This is a genomic window from Caenimonas aquaedulcis (genome assembly GCF_015831345.1).
In the GTDB taxonomy this organism is placed as follows: domain Bacteria; phylum Pseudomonadota; class Gammaproteobacteria; order Burkholderiales; family Burkholderiaceae_C; genus Ramlibacter; species Ramlibacter aquaedulcis.
This window is the reverse complement of the sequence record NZ_JADWYS010000001.1, coordinates 1,213,517-1,228,763: the sequence shown is the minus strand read 5'-3', so window position 1 is coordinate 1,228,763 and position 15,247 is coordinate 1,213,517. Positions and strand designations below refer to the sequence as shown.

Here is a 15,247-nt window from a genome sequence, read left to right as displayed (position 1 = left end):
GGTCGGGGCTCACGCCTCCAGGCGGGCCAGCGCGCGCTGGAGGTTGGCGCGGGCCCGCGCTTCCAGCAGGTTGCGGAAATGTTCGGTACCGTAGAGGTGGGGGCGCGCCAGGAAGCGGCCGAGCACGCGCCTGCGGCCGGCCCGGAAATCGGCGTCCGGCACGTGCGCATATTCCCGGCGGATCTGCACGTCCGATTCGTCGAATCGCACCCGGTCCGCGCCCAGGATCGCCAGGTCGATGTCCACCAGCAGTTTCGCATCGGCGCCCTCGGGGACCGCCTGGTGCGTCGTGGCCATCACCAGCGCAAGCACGCGCGTGGCCAGCGCTTCATCGCCACCGGCGTCCCGCACGGATTGCGCCGCCCACTGCGCGCTGCGCAATTCGTTGTCGTCGCGATGCACGTCATAGAACGCATCGTGGAACCAGAGCCCCAGCGCCACTTCGCCGGGCGCGTGGGCCAGTGCCCGGACGCCATCGAAGAGGGCCATGCATTCGCCCAGGTGCTGCATCGTGTGATAGGCCCGGTGCGGCTCGCTCCAGCAGTCCACCAGCCGGCGGTGCACGGCCTCGTCGGCGGGCAAGCCGAGATCGTGCCATGCGCGCTGCCAGGCGTGCAGGTCCACGCTCACTCGCCGGCTCCGGTTGCCCCGCCGTTCACGGCGGCCTGCACTTCGCGCCCCAGTTCGATGACCGCCATCGCGTAGTAGCTCGACCAGTTGTAGCGCGTGATGACGTAGAAGTTCTCCGTGCCCGCGACGTACTGCGGCGGCGCGTCGCCGTTCTGCAGTTCGACCAGGGCCAGCGGCCCGGGGTGCTGGACCGCGGCGCCCTCGAGCACCGCGCCTTTCGCCATGAAGCTCGCGACGCTGAAGGTCGGCAGGATGTCGGGGGCGAGCAGCGCCTCCTTGTCGAGCCGCGCGGGATCGAACGTCACGGGGTAGTGCGTCGCCATGCCGGTCTGCCAGCCATAGCTCTTGAAGTAGTTGGCCACGGAGCCGATCACGTCGGCGTGGCTGCGCGCGAGGTCGATGCGCCCGTCGCCGTCGAAGTCGACGGCCCATCGCAACAGGCTGCTGGGCATGAACTGGGGCATGCCCATCGCGCCGGCGAAGCTGCCGAGCGGCTGCAGCGGGTCGCCGCCCGCGCGGCTTTGCATGAGGAGGAACTGCTCGAGTTCGCCCCGGAAGTAGGCCGAGCGTTCGGCCGCGCGCGGGTGCGTCGCCGGGAAGTCGAACGCGAGCGTGGCGAGCGCATCGATCACGCGGAAATTGCCCACCTGCTGCCCGTAGATCGTCTCCACGCCGACGATGCCGACGATGATCTCCGCCGGGACGCCGTACTGCCGCTCCGCGCGCTCCAGCGCCTGCTGGTTGTCCTGCCAGAACTTCACGCCCGCGCGGATGCGCGTCGCGTCGATGAAGCGGCTGCGGTACACGCGCCAGTTCTTGGGCGTGCCCACCGGGGGCGGCTGCATCAGGCGGCTCACCAGGGGGAGCATCTGCGCCTGCGCGATGGCCCGTCGCGCCCACTCGCGGTCGAATCCCTGCCGCAGCGCTGCCTCGTCGGCGAAGCGCATGGCATCTTCGTTGCCTTCGTAAGGCGTGCCGCGCGCACTGTTGCGCTCGGTCAGCTGCCGCTTGCGTGCGGACGTCTGCGCGTCCGCGCTGGCGGCGGTGGCCGCAAGGGCGAGCACGATCACTGCGGCGAAAAAGCGCATCAACGGGGCCAGGCGAGTTGTTTGAATTGGCGCTGCAGCGCGGCGAGGCCGGCCTGCGGCGTGCGGGCGTAGCGCTGCATTTCCAGCGCGAGCAGCCAGTCTGCCACGGCTTGCGCGCTCGTGCCGAAACGCGCGGTGACAAGCGTCGCGATTTGCCTCGGGGGCGCGGTGGGGGGAATGTCCAGGCCCGCCTCGTGCAGCCGCCGGCGCGTGCGCGCCAGCAGGCGCAGCCATGGGTCGTGCTGGCGGCGGTCCCAGAGCGTCCACGCGGCGCCGACGAGCGCGGTCGCCACCACCAGCGCGATCAGCACGTAGCTCAGGTCTTCCCAGCTCGGCGACTCGAAGCCGAGGTTCTTCAGCATGTCCAGCTGCTTGCTCTGCGTGTAGTTGAGCACCCACTGGTTCCAGCTGTTGTTCAGGGCGTCCCACGCGGCGCGGAAGTTGATCGCGAGTTCGGGCGTGACGTTGCCGAAGGCCGTCGCGAGCGCGCCGCGCGGCGGCTGCAGGCGCTGGAACGAGCCGGTGCGTCCCGGGGCGACCGCCGACGTGGGGTCGACGCGCACCCAGCCGCGGCCCGCCAGCCAGACCTCCGTCCACGCGTGCGCATCGCTCTGGCGCAGGACCCAGAAGCCATCCACCGAATTGCGCTCGCCGCCCTGGTAGCCGGTGACGACGCGCGCGGGAATGTCCATGGCGCGCATGAGCACGGCGAACGCGGACGCGATGTGTTCGCAAAAGCCTTCCTTGCGGTCGAACCAGAATTCGTCCGCGGTGTCCGCGCCGTAGACGCCGGGATCCAGTGTGTAGCGGTAGCCGCCGGTGCGCAGACGGTTGATGGCGGCCTGCACGAGCGCCGCGTTGCCGGCCCCCGAGAGGGCGGGGTCCTGCCGCATCTGGGCGGCGAGCGCGAGGGTGCGGGGGTTGAAGCCGGGCGGCAGTTCCGTGTATTGCGGCGGCAGCGCCACCGCGCTGACCTGCGGGCCATGGCGGAACACGGGATAGCTTTCCGCGCTGTAGCGCACGAGGTCGGTGATGGGGCGGCTCGCGACCCACTGCAATTCGCTGGTCATCACGCTGGCGAAGCCCGGGGTCACCGGTGGGTTCACCGCCGCGTCCATCACCATCAGCCAGGGACGGTTGCTGGGTTCCATGGTGACTTCGTAGCGCACCGGCGTGCCCGCGACTTCGAGCCGCGCATTGCCCGCCAGCACGGTGCTCGCGAACGAGCCCAGCCGGGGCTGCAGCGCCCGCCATTCGCGGCCGTCGAACGACGACAGCACCGGGCCGCGGAAATAGAGGTCGCTCTGCTGCGGCGTAGGCCCCTGGAACTTCACGCGCATCGCGATGGTTTCGTCGAGCGCGAGGCTCGCGAGGTTGCCGACCTGCATGGTGGCCGACAGGCCGCTGCGCCCGCTCATGGCGTCGCTCGGGATGCCCCACAGGGGCGCCAGGCGCGGGAACAGCACGAAGAGCACGGCCATGATGGGTGCGCCGAGCAGCGCCATCGTCCCCGCCGTGCGCGCGGCCTGCGCGAGCGGGGGCCTGCCGACGGGCATGTGCGCGTTGACCAGCGCGGTGAGCAGGCCCAGCAGCGCGACCAGCATGGCGGCCGCGGTGAGCAGCGACTGCGAGAAGAAGAAGTTCGTGAGCATCGTGAAGAAGCCCAGGAAGAAGATGACGAAAGCGTCGCGCCGCGCGCGCAGCTCCAGCGTCTTGAGCGCGAGCAGCACCACGAGCATGGTCACGCCGGCGTCGCGGCCCAGCACCGTCCGGTGCGTCATGAACGTCCCGGCCACCGCGATGACCAGCAGCGCGGCCAGCCACCACTTGCCTGGCAGCGGACGGCTGTTCACGGCGAGCCAGCCGCGCCACAGCAGCACGCCGGCCGCGAGGACACTGCACCAGACCGGCAGGTTCGCGACCTGCGGCAGCACGACCCAGCCGATCACGAGCAGCAGGAACAGCGTGTCGCGCGCCTCGCGCGGCAGCGCGTCGAGGCGGGCGAACGGGCTGGGCGCCGCGCTCAACATAGGGCGAGCGCCTCCAGGCAGCGCCGCTTGTGCGCCTCGCCGCTCGCGGGCTTGATCTCCTGGCCCGGCAGGCGCAGGCCGAAGTCCAGGCCGATCTTGTCGGCCTGGACCACCCACGCGGCCAGGCGGGAGAGCTTCGCCTCCACGCCCGCGCCGGCCTGCGCGTAGTCCAGCCAGAGCTCGTAGCGCTGGGCCTGCTGGGTGTCGCGGCTCACGAGTTCGTCGGCCTTCGCGGCCTTCTTCCACACCACGAGCTTCAAGGGATCGCCGCGCCGATACGCGCGCACGCCGTCGAATTCGCCGGTGCTGTTCACGCGCATGGCGGCCGCGCCGCCCGCGCGCGGCTCCCCGGGCGGCAGCGGCGGTGGGAAGGCTTCGGGCGCGGGATAGACCAGCACCTGCGCGGCAGGCCGCCAGACCGTCCACACGCGGAAGGTGCCGAGCGGAAAACGCGTCTCCGCCGTGAGCGGCGGCACGCGATGCAGGCCGCGGCGCTCGGGCTTGAAGGCGACGTGCACCGTCGCCATCGCCTGCGCCGGCACGTCCGTCCAGACCCAGCGGTCTTCATGCGTCGCTTCCAGGATGGCCATGCCGATCCCGTAGCGTGTCGTCTTGCGCGTGTTGGTGAGCTGCACGGTCAGCGTCGCGCTGGTGCCGGCGAACTGCGCTTCGGGCGATAGCAGGGACATCGTGAGCCCGCGCAGCGTCGCGTGGCACACGTGCATGCCCACCACCGCGCTGCCCGCGAGCAGGAAGGTGAGCAGGTAGCCCAGATTGAGCTGGTAGTTGATGGAGCCGATGAGCAGCAGCAGCATCGTCGCGCCCAGCATGAAGCCGGGGCGGGTCGGCAGGATGTACACGTTGCGCTGCGTGAGCGTCATGATGTCCGACAGCGGCAGGCGCGACTGCCACCACTGGCGGAAGCGCTGGCGCGTGAAGCGCACGGGATGCAGGACAGCCGTGTCCATGGCGGTCAGGGAAGCGGCACGGCGTCCAGCATGGCGCGCACCTGCTCGATCGGCCCGCGTCCGGCGTCGCCCACGGGCACCATGCGATGCGCCACCGTCTGCGGGAGGATGGACTGGACGTCGTCGGGTGCCACGTAATCACGCCCGCTCAGGAGTGCTTGCGCCTTCGCGGCGCGCACCACGGCGATGCCCGCGCGCGGCGACAGGCCCTGCAGGAACCAGCGGCCCGAGCGGGTGGCCGCGACGAGGTCCTGCACGTAAGTGAGGAGCGGCTCGGCCGCATGCACCTGCAGCACCTTCTGCTGGAGCATCTGCAGGTCCACGGGTGTCAGCGTGGATCGCATCGCTTCCACCATCCCGCGCCTGTCGGCGCCGGCCAGCAGTTCGCGTTCTGCCGCGCGGTCGGGATAGCCCAGCGAGATGCGCATCAGGAAGCGGTCCAGCTGCGACTCGGGCAGGGCGAAGGTGCCGAGCTGGTCGTGCGGGTTCTGCGTGGCGATCACGAAGAAGGGCGAGGGCAGGGCGCGCGTCTCGCCTTCCACCGTGACCTGCTTTTCTTCCATCGCCTCCAGCAGCGCGCTCTGGGTTTTCGGGCTGGCGCGGTTGATTTCGTCGGCCAGGAGGACCTGCGCGAAGACCGGGCCGGGGTGGAAGACGAAGGATTCCTTGGCGCGTTCGTAGATGGACACGCCCGACAGGTCGCTGGGCATCAGGTCGGCGGTGAACTGCACGCGCGAAAAATGCAGCCCGAAGGAGCGGGAGAGGGCGTGCGCCAGGGTGGTCTTGCCGACGCCCGGGACGTCTTCGATCAGGAGGTGCCCGCCGGCCAGCAGGCAGGCCACGCAGTCGCGCACCTGGGCGGGTTTTCCCACGAGCACCGTGTTAAGCTGGTCGAGGAGCGCCTTGAGTTTTTGTTGTGCTTCCATGAGGCATGACGTTATCCGAATTTGGACTGAGGTGAGCGCAGGTCATGAATAAAACCGGGTATTTCACGCACCCCGATTGCAGGCGGCACGAAATGGGCCCGGGTCACCCCGAGTGCCCCGAGCGGCTCGACGCGATCGAGGATAGGCTCCTTGCCAGCGGCGTGGGCGACGCCCTCGACCGCCGCGAGGCCCCCGAAGCTTCCACCGAGATCATCGAGCTCGCGCACAGCAAGATGCTGGTGAACGCGATCCGCGGCCTGCAAATGGAACTCGCGGAGCACATCGCCGCCGGCGGCCGCGGCTACGCCCAGATCGACCCGGACACGGCCATGAACCCCAGCTCCTGGAGCGCGGTGCTGCATGCCTGCGGCGCGGTGCTCGCCGCCACGGACGCGGTGATCGCGGGCGAGGTGCAGAACGCGTTTTGCGCCGTGCGCCCGCCCGGGCACCACGCCTGCCGCGATCGTTCCATGGGTTTCTGCATCTTCAACCAGGTCGCGGTCGGCGCGCTGTATGCATTGGAGCGGCACGGCCTGAAACGCGTCGCGGTGGTGGACTTCGACGTGCATCACGGCAACGGCACGGAGGACATCCTGGCCGGCGATGAACGCGTGCTGATGGTCGGCATCTTCCAGCACCCGTTCTACCCCGGCACCGGCTCACGGCCGCTCGGCGACAACATGGTGAACATCCCGGTGCCCGCCTACACCAAGGGCGACAGGATCCGCCAGATGATCGAGGAACAGTGGCTGCCCCGCCTCGAAGCCTTCAAGCCCGAGATGATCTTCATCAGCGCGGGCTTCGATGCGCACCGCGACGACGACCTCGGCCAGCTCGGGCTCGTGGAAGCCGACTACACGTGGATGACGGAGCGCATCAAGGAGATCGCCGCGAAGTACTCGAACGGGCGCATCGTGTCGTCGCTGGAAGGCGGCTACAACCTCGGCGCGCTGGCGCGCAGCGTCGAGGCGCACGTGCGATCGCTCGCCGACCTGTAGGGAGTCGCACATGGACCCGGCCGTCATCGAACAGAAGGACGCGCGCGGCATCGTGACGCTCACGATGAACCGCCCCTCCAGTTTCAATGCGCTCAGCGAAGAGATGCTGGGCGCCCTGCAGGCCGCGCTGGACCGCGTCGCGGGCGACGACACCGCGCGCGCCGTGGTGATCGCGGCGCACGGCAAGGCGTTTTGCCCAGGCCACAACCTGAAGGAAATGATCGCGCAGCCTTCGCTCGCCTACTACCAGCAGCTCTTCGCGCAATGCAGCCGCATGATGCTCACGATCCTCGCGCTGCCGGTGCCCGTCATCGCGCGCGTGCACGGCATCGCGACGGCGGCCGGCTGCCAGCTCGTGGCGCAGTGCGACCTTGCCGTGGCTTCCACCGAGGCGAAATTCGCGGTGAGCGGCGTGAACCTCGGGCTCTTCTGCTCGACGCCCAGCGTCCCGCTGCTGCGCAACATCCCGGCCAAGCAAGCCATGGAGATGCTGGTCACGGGCGAGTTCATCAGTGCGCGGCAGGCGATGGACCGCGGCCTCGTCAATCGCGTCGCCGCGCCGGACCAGCTCGACGCGGAGGTGGAAAGCCTCATCGCGAGCATCCTGGACAAGCCGCGCGAGGCGCTTGCGATGGGCAAGGAACTGTTCTACCGCCAGCGTGAGATGGGCATCGCGGCCGCCTACCAGCTGGCCAACCAGACCATGGCGGTCAACATGATGGACGCCTGCGCGCAGGAAGGCGTCGGCGCCTTCGCCGAAAAACGCAAGCCCGCCTGGAAGCAATGACGGAAGTCGACCAGTTGCTGCGCGACCTGGGCCACCCGGGCGCGCCGACGGAGCTGTTCGCGCTGGCGGGCTGCCTGCTGCTGGCGTTCGGCCTGTGCTGGCTTGCCGGGCGGCGCCAGCCGCCGGAATCCGTGTGGTTCGGCCGGGGGATCATCGACGGCCTGCTCTTTCCCCTGCTCGCGCTCATCTTCACCTACAGCGCGATCCTGTTGCTGGCGCAGCACCAGAAAATCGTGCTGCTCAAGATCGCGCTGCCGGTGCTGATTTCGCTGGCGGGCATCCGCTTCCTTGCACGTGTATTCACCCTCGTGTTCCCGGGGTCTGCCGTGGCGCGCCTGGTGGAGCGGCTCTTTTCCTGGCTCGCATGGATCGCCGCGGTGCTGTGGATCGTCGGCCTGCTGCCGCTCGTGATGGAGCAGATGGACGACATCCACTTCGCCTTCGGCAAGTCGAAGGTGAGCCTGCTCGTGATCGTGCAGGGCATCCTGTCGGCGGGCGCCGTGCTGGTCGCGACGCTGTGGATTTCGGCGGCGCTGGAGCGCAAGGTGCTGCGCGATGCGGTGCACGACCTGTCGCTGCGCAAGGTCGCGGCCAGCGCGATCCGCGCGGTGCTGCTGCTGGTGGGCCTGCTGTTCGCGCTGTCGGCCGTCGGCGTGGACCTCACGGCGTTGTCCGTGCTGGGCGGCGCCGTCGGCGTGGGGCTCGGGTTCGGCCTGCAGAAACTCGCCGCGAATTACATCAGCGGTTTCGTGATCCTCTTCGAGCGGTCGCTGCGCATCGGCGACACGGTGCGGGTCGACGCCTTCGAAGGCGTGGTGGTGGACATCAAGACGCGCTACACGCTGATCCGTTCGCTGGCGGGACGCGAATCGATCGTGCCGAACGAGAAGCTGATCACCGAGCGCATCGAGAATCTGTCCCTGGCCGATCCGCGCATCCTCGTCACCACGGAAGTGACGGTGGGCTACGACAGCGACGTCGATGCGGTGCAGGCGATCCTGGTCGATGCGGCGCGCACGACGGCGCGGGTCATCGAAGACCCAGCGCCCGCCGCGCGGCTCCTGAAATTCGGCGCGGACGGCCTGGAGTTTGCGTTGCAGTTCTGGATCTCGGACCCGATGAACGGCCAGACCAACGTGAAGTCCGACGTCAACCTCAAGATCCTCAAGGGGCTGCGCGAGGCGGGCATCGACATCCCGTATCCGCAGCGCGTCGTGCGCATCCTGGGCGATGCGGCTATTTCATCAGGGACGGCAGCCACAGGCTGAGCTGCGGGAAGGCGATGAGCATCGCCAGCATGAGCACCAGCACGAACACGAAGGGCCAGCAGCCCCGGTAGATCGCGCCGAGTCCCACCCCGGGCAGGAGGGCATTGAGCACGAACATGTTCATGCCCACGGGAGGCGAAATCAGGCCGATCTGCACCACCATCACGATCAGCACGCCGAACCAGATCGGGTCGAACCCGAGCGCGGTGACGATCGGGAAGAACAGCGGGATGGTGAGCAGCACCATCGTGAGCTCTTCCATCACCGTGCCCAGGACCACGTAGATGCCCATCATCGCGACGATGATCATGGTCGGCGAGAGGCCGCTGGTGGTGATGAGCGACTTCAGGTCGCCGGGCATGGACGTGAAGTTGACGAAGTTCGCAAAGAGCGTCGCCGCGATCAGCAGCGTGAACAGCATGGCGGTGGTGCGGGCCGACTCGACCAGCACTTCGTACAGGATGGCCCAGGTGAGGCGGCGCCGCGCGAGCGCGAAGACGAACGCGCCGAACGCGCCGAAACCCGCGCCTTCGGTGGCCGTGAAGATGCCGCCGTAGATGCCGCCCAGCACCACGATCACCAGCAGCAACACCCCCCAGATGCCGCGCAGCGCGGCCCAGCGCTCTGCCCAGGTGCTGCGCGCGCCGGGAGGCGCATGCTGCGGGTCGCGTGCCGTGATCCAGACGATGCCCAGCATCATCAACGCGGCGGACAGCAGTCCGGGCAGCACACCCGCGGCGAACAGCTTGCCGATGTTGGTTTCGGTGATGATCCCGTAGATCACCATGATGGTGGACGGCGGGATCATGATGCCCAGCGTGCCGCCGGCGGCAATCACGCCCATGGACAGCTCCTTGCTGTAGCCGAGCTTCGCCATCGACGGGTAGGCGACCTTGCCCATCGTGGCGGCCGTCGCGATCGAGGAGCCGCAGATGGCGCCGAAGCCGGCGCAGGCGACCACGGTGGCGTGCGCGAGGCCGCCGCGGCGGTGGCCGATGAAGGCGTACGCCGCCTGGAACAGCTCCTGCGCGAGGCCGGCGCGCGCGACGAAGTTGCCCATCAGGATGAAGAGGGGGATGACCGACAGCGTATAGGCGAAGCCCGTTTCGTAGACGACCTGCGCCGTGCTGGCGAGCGCAGGGTCCCAGCCGCGCGTGAGGCCGATGCCCGCGATGCCGACACCCGCCATGGAGAACGCGAGCGGCACGCGCAGCAGCGCGAGCGCGAAGATGATCGCGAAGCCCAGGAGCGCGGCGATCACAGTGCCGTTCCTTCGCCGTCCGCGAGTTCGGCCGGCGGCCGCACCATCAGGTACAGGTGCACGAGCCCCGAGATCGCGCACAGGATGCCCATGCCGTAGATGAAGGGCGCCTTGGCGAGCTTGAGCTGCGCCGTGGTCTCGCCGTTCTGCGCGAACTGCGCGCCCGTGTTCCACATCAGCCAGCCGAGCGCGAGCAAGGCGAGGGCGGACAGCAGGTGGATCGCGGCCTTCTGGAACTTCAGGACGCGGGGAGGCAGGTAGCTGTCCATCGAATCGAATACGACGTGCTCGCCGCGCAGCGACACGAGCGGGAGGGCCGCGAAGATGACGATCACCATGAGCAATTCCGTCATCTCCAGCGAGCCGGGGATGGAGTTGTCCATCAGCTTGCGGCCGGTGACGTCGGCGAACGTCAGCGCCATGATCGCGAAGAGCGCGGCCCCCGAAAGCAGGCCGCAGGCGAGAGTAAGGAGCTTTTTCAACCGGTCACTTTTCCTGCTTCGCGATTTCCGCGCGGAATTCGGCCAGCACCTTGGCCGGGTCCTTCAAGCCTTTGGCCGCCGCTTCGCTGACCCATTTCTGCTCCAGCGGCGCGGTCTTGGCCTTCACGTCGGCGACGAACTTCGCGTCGGCCTTGGTGATCTGCACCTGGTTGACCTGCATCAGCGCGGTCGCGCGGCGGTCCACGTTGTCCCAGGCGCGGCCGAAGATGCGCGCGGCCGGCTCGCCGGAGATCGCGTCGACCGCCTTCTTCTCGTCGGCCGTGAGCTTGTCGTAGCGGCCCTGGTTCATCATGAAGACGAAGCTGGTGTTGTACAGGCCGCCGGGGAAGGTCGTCGCGTACTTGATGATCTTGTCGATCTTGAAGGACTCGGTCGATTCGGCCGGGAAGAGCGTGCCGTCCATGACGCCGCCGGAGAGCAGTTCGTACGAATCGGGCGCGGGCTTGAGCGTCACGTTCATGCCGAGGTTCTTGGAAATCTCGTTGACCATGCCCCCGCCGACCCGGAACTTCAGGCCCTGCAGGTCTTCCACCTTGGTGATCGCGCGCTTGGTGTTGAACACGATGCCCGGGCCGTGGGTGAAGAAGGAGAGGACTTTCACGCCCTGGTGCTCGGCCATGAACTCCGGGTGCTTCGACGCGACCCGGTTGAAAGCCACCGAGATCGGCTCCGAGGTGTTGCCCAGGAAGGGGAATTCGGCCATCTGCGTGTAGACGAAGCGCCCCGGCGTGTAGCCGTGGACGGTGAACGAGACGTCGGCCAGGCCGTTCTTGATCGCGTCGAAAGTGCCCGGCGGGTTGGCCACGCCGCGCGGCAGGATGTTGCACTTCATCTTGCCCGCGGTGTTCTTCTCGAGCAGGTCGCACCATTCCTTTTGCGCGACGCTCATGCCGTGCGTGGGCGGCAGCCAGCTCGACACGGTGAGCACGGTCTGTGCGGAGGCGGGGCCGGCGAGCGCGGCGGCGGCGGCGAGGAAGAGGAAGGAACGTTTCATGCGAAAGACTCCAGGCGATGGGGTTGCTTTCGAATGTAAGGCCCTGCGGCAACGCCACCGGTCCAGACTTACCCGGATTCACCGACCGTGTGGTCGGGCAATTGTCATGACGCGGACAATCGCGCGGCGGGCACACGCGGAATCCCCACGGGGTCGTCCTATAATTAAAAAAGAACGACCGTTCGTTTTTCGATTTTGCAAATTCATTTGTCGTCCAATCGAACGGTGCGCGGCAGGTGCGCCCACTTAGAATTCCAGTTTACGTAAACGTCAATTCAAAACTCCCAGGAGCTGCAAGCCATGAAGGTTCTCGTACCGGTGAAACGGGTGGTCGACTACAACGTGAAGGTCCGCGTGAAATCGGACGGCACGGGCGTGGACATCGCCAACGTGAAGATGAGCATGAACCCGTTCGACGAGATTGCCGTCGAAGAAGCCGTGCGGCTCAAGGAAAAGGGCGTCGCGACGGAAGTGATCGCCGTGTCCTGCGGCCCGGCGCAATGCCAGGAAACGCTGCGCACCGCGATGGCGATCGGCGCCGACCGCGCGATCCTGGTGGAGACGACGGAGGAGCTTCAGCCGCTGTCCGTGGCCAAGCTGCTCAAGGCCGTGTTCGAGAAGGAACAGCCGGGCCTCGTGATCCTGGGCAAGCAGGCGATCGACGACGATTGCAACCAGACCGGCCAGATGCTCGCCGCGCTGCTGGACCTGCCGCAAGCCACGTTCGCCTCCAAGGTGGAAGTGGCCGACGGCAAGGCCAAGGTCACGCGCGAAGTGGACGGTGGCCTGGAGACCGTGTCCATCACGCTGCCGGCCATCGTCACCACGGACCTGCGCCTGAACGAGCCGCGCTACGTGACGCTGCCCAACATCATGAAGGCCAAGAAGAAGCAACTGGACAACTTCAAGCCGGCGGACCTGGGCGTGGACATCAAGGCCCACCTGAAGACGCTGAAGGTGAGCGAGCCGCCCAAGCGCTCGGCCGGTATCAAGGTGCCCGACGTGGCCACGCTGGTGGCGAAACTCAAGAACGAAGCCAAGGTGATCTGAGATGACTTCCCTCGTAGTAGCAGAACACGACAACGCGTCCATCAAGGGCGCGACCCTCAACACCGTCACCGCCGCCACGCAATGCGGCGGCGACGTGCACGTGCTGGTGGCGGGCCACAACGCCGCCGAAGCCGCGAAGCAGGCCGCGCAGATCGCCGGCGTCTCCAAGGTGATCCATGCCGAGGGCGAGCACTTCGCGCACGGCCTGGCCGAGAACGTTGCGGCGCAGGTGCTCGCGCTCGCCGGCAGCTACAGCCACATCCTCTTCCCTGCGACCGCCAGCGGAAAGAACATCGCGCCGCGCGTGGCGGCCAAGCTGGACGTCGGGCAGATCAGCGACGTGACGAAGATCGACAGCCCCGATACCTTCGAGCGGCCGATCTACGCGGGCAACGCGATCGCCACGGTGCAGAGCCTGGACGAGAAGAAGGTGATCACGGTTCGCACCACGGGCTTCGATCCGGCGGCCGCGACGGGCGGCAGCGGTTCCGTCGAGTCGGCGAGCGCTGTTGCCGACAGCGGCAAGAGCCATTTCGAAGGCAACGAGATCGCGAAGAACGACAGGCCCGAGCTCACCGCCGCGAAGATCATCGTGTCGGGCGGCCGCGCGCTCGGGTCTTCCGAGAAGTTCAATGAAGTGATGACGCCGCTGGCCGACAAGCTCGGCGCGGCCATGGGCGCGAGCCGCGCCGCGGTCGACGCCGGCTATGCCCCCAACGACTGGCAAGTCGGCCAGACGGGCAAGATCGTCGCGCCGCAGCTCTATATCGCCGCCGGCATCTCCGGCGCGATCCAGCACCTGGCCGGCATGAAGGATTCCAAGGTGATCGTCGCGATCAACAAGGATCCGGAAGCGCCGATCTTCAGCGTGGCGGACTACGGGCTGGAAGCGGACCTGTTCACGGCCATTCCGGAGCTGGTCAAGGCGCTGTGATCGCCGGGAGACATCGATGACCTACAAAGCGCCCCTCAAGGACATGCTCTTCGACATCGCGCATCTGGCGAACATCGGGGAGATCGCGAAGATGCCGGGCTTCGAGGAAGCCGGCTTCGACACCGCGCAGGCGGTGCTCGAAGAGTGCGCCAGGTTCAACGAGGGCGTGGTCGCCCCGCTCAACGTGGAGGGCGACCGCAACCCGTCGAGCTGGAAGGACGGCAAGGTCACGACGACACCCGGCTTCAAGGAAGCCTTCAGGCAGTACGCCGAGGGCGGCTGGCAGGGCTTGCAGCATCCGCAGGACTTCGGTGGGCAGGGCCTGCCGAAGACCATCGGCGCCGCCTGCGGCGAGATGATCAACTCCGCGAACCTGAGCTTCGCCCTGTGCCCTCTGCTGACGGACGGCGCGATCGAAGCGCTGATCACCGCCGGCTCCGACGAGCTCAAGGCCATCTACCTGGAAAAGCTCGTGAGCGGCCAGTGGACGGGCACGATGAACCTTACCGAGCCGCAGGCAGGGTCTGACCTCGCGCTCGTGCGCACGCGCGCGGAACCGCAACCCGACGGTTCGTACAAGGTCTTCGGCACGAAGATATTCATCACTTATGGCGAACACGACATGGCCGAGAACATCGTCCATCTCGTGCTCGCCCGTGTGACCGGCGCACCCGAAGGCGTGAAGGGCATCAGCCTCTTCGTGGTGCCGAAGTTCATGGTGGGCAAGGACGGCGCGATCGGCGCGCGCAACGACGTGCACTGCGTGAGCATCGAGCACAAGCTGGGCATCAAGGCTTCGCCTACCGCGGTCCTGCAGTTCGGCGACCATGGAGGCGCCGTCGGCTACCTCGTGGGCCAAGAGAACCGCGGGCTCGAGTACATGTTCATCATGATGAACGCGGCGCGCTATGCGGTGGGCGTGCAGGGCATCGCGATCGCGGAGCGTGCCTACCAGAAGGCGGTGGAATACGCGAAGGACCGCGTGCAGTCGCGCCCGGTGGACGGCTCGATGAGCGCGAGCGCGCCCATCATCCATCACCCCGACGTGAAGCGCATGCTGATGACGATGCGCGCCTCCACCGAGGGCTGCCGCGCGCTCGCGACGGTAGCGGCATCCGCCTATGACGCCGCGCACCACCATCCGGACAAGGAAGTGCGCCAGCAGAACCAGGCCTTCTACGAATTCATGGTGCCGCTGGTCAAGGGCTACAGCACGGAGATGAGCCTGGAAGTCACCTCGCTGGGCGTGCAGGTCCACGGCGGCATGGGCTTCATCGAGGAGACCGGCGCGGCGCAGTACTACCGCGACGCGAAGATCCTCACGATCTACGAAGGCACCACGGCGATCCAGGCCAACGACCTCGTGGGCCGCAAGACGGCGCGCGACGGCGGGCAGACCGCGAAAGCCATTGCCGCGCAGGTCGAGAAGACCGAGAAGGAACTCGCGAAGCGCGACAGCGTCGCCGCGAAGGCCGTGCACAAGCGCCTCGTCGCGGCCCGCACCGCGTTCGTCGAGGTCATCGATTTCGTTGCCGGCAATACCAAGGCTTCGCCCAATGCGGTGTTCGCGGGCTCCGTGCCCTACCTGATGCTGGCAGGAAACCTGATGGCCGGCTGGCAGCTCGCGCGCTCGCTGCTGGTGGCGGAAGACCTGCTGGCCAAAGGCGAGGACGGCGCTTTCATGCAGGCCAAGATCGCGACCGCGCGTTTCTACGCCGACCACGTCCTGGCGAAGGCGCCGGGCATCCGCGATGCGATCGTGGAGGGCGCTGACAGCGTCACCGCGCTCGCCCTCGAATCGTTCTGATCC

Annotated in this window: 14 protein-coding genes; 6 read left to right on the top strand and 8 right to left on the bottom strand. The window is 67.7% G+C overall.

Translation table 11 applies throughout. The features are described from left to right. Positions 1 to 9: 9 nt before the first annotated feature. Genes I5803_RS05875 through I5803_RS05855 form a run of 5 tightly spaced genes read right to left on the bottom strand, consistent with a single transcriptional unit; the run spans position 10 to position 5,642 of the window. Positions 10 to 630, bottom strand: coding sequence for an HD domain-containing protein (locus tag I5803_RS05875; protein WP_196985453.1), 621 nt, complete (start codon positions 628 to 630; stop codon positions 10 to 12). Continuing rightward, on the bottom strand, positions 627 to 1,718 hold the full coding sequence (gene mltB / locus I5803_RS05870) for a lytic murein transglycosylase B (RefSeq protein ID WP_196985452.1): 1,092 nt from the start codon (positions 1,716 to 1,718) through the stop codon (positions 627 to 629). The genes I5803_RS05875 and mltB overlap by 4 nt, the downstream gene beginning before the upstream one ends. Next, the gene (locus I5803_RS05865; protein WP_196985451.1) at positions 1,718 to 3,748 is read right to left on the bottom strand and encodes a transglutaminase TgpA family protein; all 2,031 of its coding nucleotides are present in this window, start codon (positions 3,746 to 3,748) and stop codon (positions 1,718 to 1,720) included. The genes mltB and I5803_RS05865 overlap by 1 nt, the downstream gene beginning before the upstream one ends. After that, on the bottom strand, positions 3,742 to 4,716 hold the full coding sequence (locus I5803_RS05860) for a DUF58 domain-containing protein (RefSeq protein WP_196985450.1): 975 nt from the start codon (positions 4,714 to 4,716) through the stop codon (positions 3,742 to 3,744). The genes I5803_RS05865 and I5803_RS05860 overlap by 7 nt, the downstream gene beginning before the upstream one ends. Positions 4,717 to 4,721: 5 nt before the next feature. Then, positions 4,722 to 5,642, bottom strand: a complete 921-nt coding sequence (locus I5803_RS05855; RefSeq protein WP_196985449.1) for an AAA family ATPase — start codon at positions 5,640 to 5,642, stop codon at positions 4,722 to 4,724. Positions 5,643 to 5,686: 44 nt separating this feature from the next. On the opposite strand from I5803_RS05855, the gene I5803_RS05850 reads away from it, so the two are divergent. From I5803_RS05850 to I5803_RS05840, 3 genes are read left to right on the top strand one after another with little or no spacing between them, the layout of a single operon-like run. Next, positions 5,687 to 6,640: a histone deacetylase family protein gene (locus I5803_RS05850; protein ID WP_196985448.1), complete on the top strand. Its 954-nt coding sequence runs from the start codon at positions 5,687 to 5,689 to the stop codon at positions 6,638 to 6,640. A gap of 10 nt (positions 6,641 to 6,650) precedes the next feature. Further along, the gene (locus I5803_RS05845; protein ID WP_196985447.1) at positions 6,651 to 7,427 is read left to right on the top strand and encodes an enoyl-CoA hydratase; all 777 of its coding nucleotides are present in this window, start codon (positions 6,651 to 6,653) and stop codon (positions 7,425 to 7,427) included. After that, entirely contained in the window at positions 7,424 to 8,695 is a 1,272-nt protein-coding gene (locus tag I5803_RS05840) for a mechanosensitive ion channel family protein (RefSeq protein ID WP_196985446.1), read from the top strand. Before I5803_RS05845 ends, I5803_RS05840 begins: the two co-directional genes overlap by 4 nt. On the opposite strand, the gene I5803_RS05835 is transcribed toward I5803_RS05840, so the two are convergent. From I5803_RS05835 to I5803_RS05825, 3 genes are read right to left on the bottom strand one after another with little or no spacing between them, the layout of a single operon-like run. After that, positions 8,664 to 9,956, bottom strand: a complete 1,293-nt coding sequence (locus I5803_RS05835) for a TRAP transporter large permease (RefSeq protein WP_196985445.1) — start codon at positions 9,954 to 9,956, stop codon at positions 8,664 to 8,666. The genes I5803_RS05840 and I5803_RS05835 overlap by 32 nt on opposite strands. Continuing rightward, positions 9,953 to 10,438 (bottom strand): TRAP transporter small permease, encoded by a 486-nt coding sequence (locus I5803_RS05830; RefSeq protein ID WP_231402344.1) that lies wholly within the window; start codon positions 10,436 to 10,438, stop codon positions 9,953 to 9,955. The genes I5803_RS05835 and I5803_RS05830 overlap by 4 nt, the downstream gene beginning before the upstream one ends. 4 nt (positions 10,439 to 10,442) lie before the next feature. After that, positions 10,443 to 11,453 (bottom strand): TRAP transporter substrate-binding protein, encoded by a 1,011-nt coding sequence (locus tag I5803_RS05825; RefSeq protein ID WP_196985444.1) that lies wholly within the window; start codon positions 11,451 to 11,453, stop codon positions 10,443 to 10,445. Positions 11,454 to 11,753: 300 nt separating this feature from the next. On the opposite strand from I5803_RS05825, the gene I5803_RS05820 reads away from it, so the two are divergent. The 3 genes from I5803_RS05820 to I5803_RS05810 are packed head-to-tail and all read left to right on the top strand — an operon-like array spanning position 11,754 to position 15,244. After that, positions 11,754 to 12,503 (top strand): electron transfer flavoprotein subunit beta/FixA family protein, encoded by a 750-nt coding sequence (locus tag I5803_RS05820; RefSeq protein ID WP_196985443.1) that lies wholly within the window; start codon positions 11,754 to 11,756, stop codon positions 12,501 to 12,503. A 1-nt stretch (position 12,504) separates the two neighbouring features. After that, positions 12,505 to 13,437: an electron transfer flavoprotein subunit alpha/FixB family protein gene (locus tag I5803_RS05815; RefSeq protein WP_196985442.1), complete on the top strand. Its 933-nt coding sequence runs from the start codon at positions 12,505 to 12,507 to the stop codon at positions 13,435 to 13,437. 16 nt (positions 13,438 to 13,453) lie between these two features. Beyond that, positions 13,454 to 15,244 carry an acyl-CoA dehydrogenase gene (locus tag I5803_RS05810; protein WP_196985441.1) on the top strand — a complete coding sequence of 597 codons (1,791 nt, stop codon included), beginning with the start codon at positions 13,454 to 13,456 and terminating at the stop codon, positions 15,242 to 15,244. The last annotated feature ends 3 nt before the right edge of the window (positions 15,245 to 15,247 follow it).

What these genes read in the sequence shown, in the direction of transcription:
- mltB (WP_196985452.1), bottom strand. Translation starts at nt 1,718, where the DNA reads ATGCGCTTTTTCGCCGCAGTGATCGTGCTCGCCCTTGCGGCCACCGCC.
- I5803_RS05865 (WP_196985451.1), bottom strand. Translation starts at nt 3,748, where the DNA reads ATGTTGAGCGCGGCGCCCAGCCCGTTCGCCCGCCTCGACGCGCTGCCG.
- I5803_RS05860 (WP_196985450.1), bottom strand. Translation starts at nt 4,716, where the DNA reads ATGGACACGGCTGTCCTGCATCCCGTGCGCTTCACGCGCCAGCGCTTC.
- I5803_RS05855 (WP_196985449.1), bottom strand. Translation starts at nt 5,642, where the DNA reads ATGGAAGCACAACAAAAACTCAAGGCGCTCCTCGACCAGCTTAACACG.
- I5803_RS05850 (WP_196985448.1), top strand. Translation starts at nt 5,687, where the DNA reads ATGAATAAAACCGGGTATTTCACGCACCCCGATTGCAGGCGGCACGAA.
- I5803_RS05845 (WP_196985447.1), top strand. Translation starts at nt 6,651, where the DNA reads ATGGACCCGGCCGTCATCGAACAGAAGGACGCGCGCGGCATCGTGACG.
- I5803_RS05840 (WP_196985446.1), top strand. Translation starts at nt 7,424, where the DNA reads ATGACGGAAGTCGACCAGTTGCTGCGCGACCTGGGCCACCCGGGCGCG.
- I5803_RS05825 (WP_196985444.1), bottom strand. Translation starts at nt 11,453, where the DNA reads ATGAAACGTTCCTTCCTCTTCCTCGCCGCCGCCGCCGCGCTCGCCGGC.
- I5803_RS05820 (WP_196985443.1), top strand. Translation starts at nt 11,754, where the DNA reads ATGAAGGTTCTCGTACCGGTGAAACGGGTGGTCGACTACAACGTGAAG.
- I5803_RS05815 (WP_196985442.1), top strand. Translation starts at nt 12,505, where the DNA reads ATGACTTCCCTCGTAGTAGCAGAACACGACAACGCGTCCATCAAGGGC.
- I5803_RS05810 (WP_196985441.1), top strand. Translation starts at nt 13,454, where the DNA reads ATGACCTACAAAGCGCCCCTCAAGGACATGCTCTTCGACATCGCGCAT.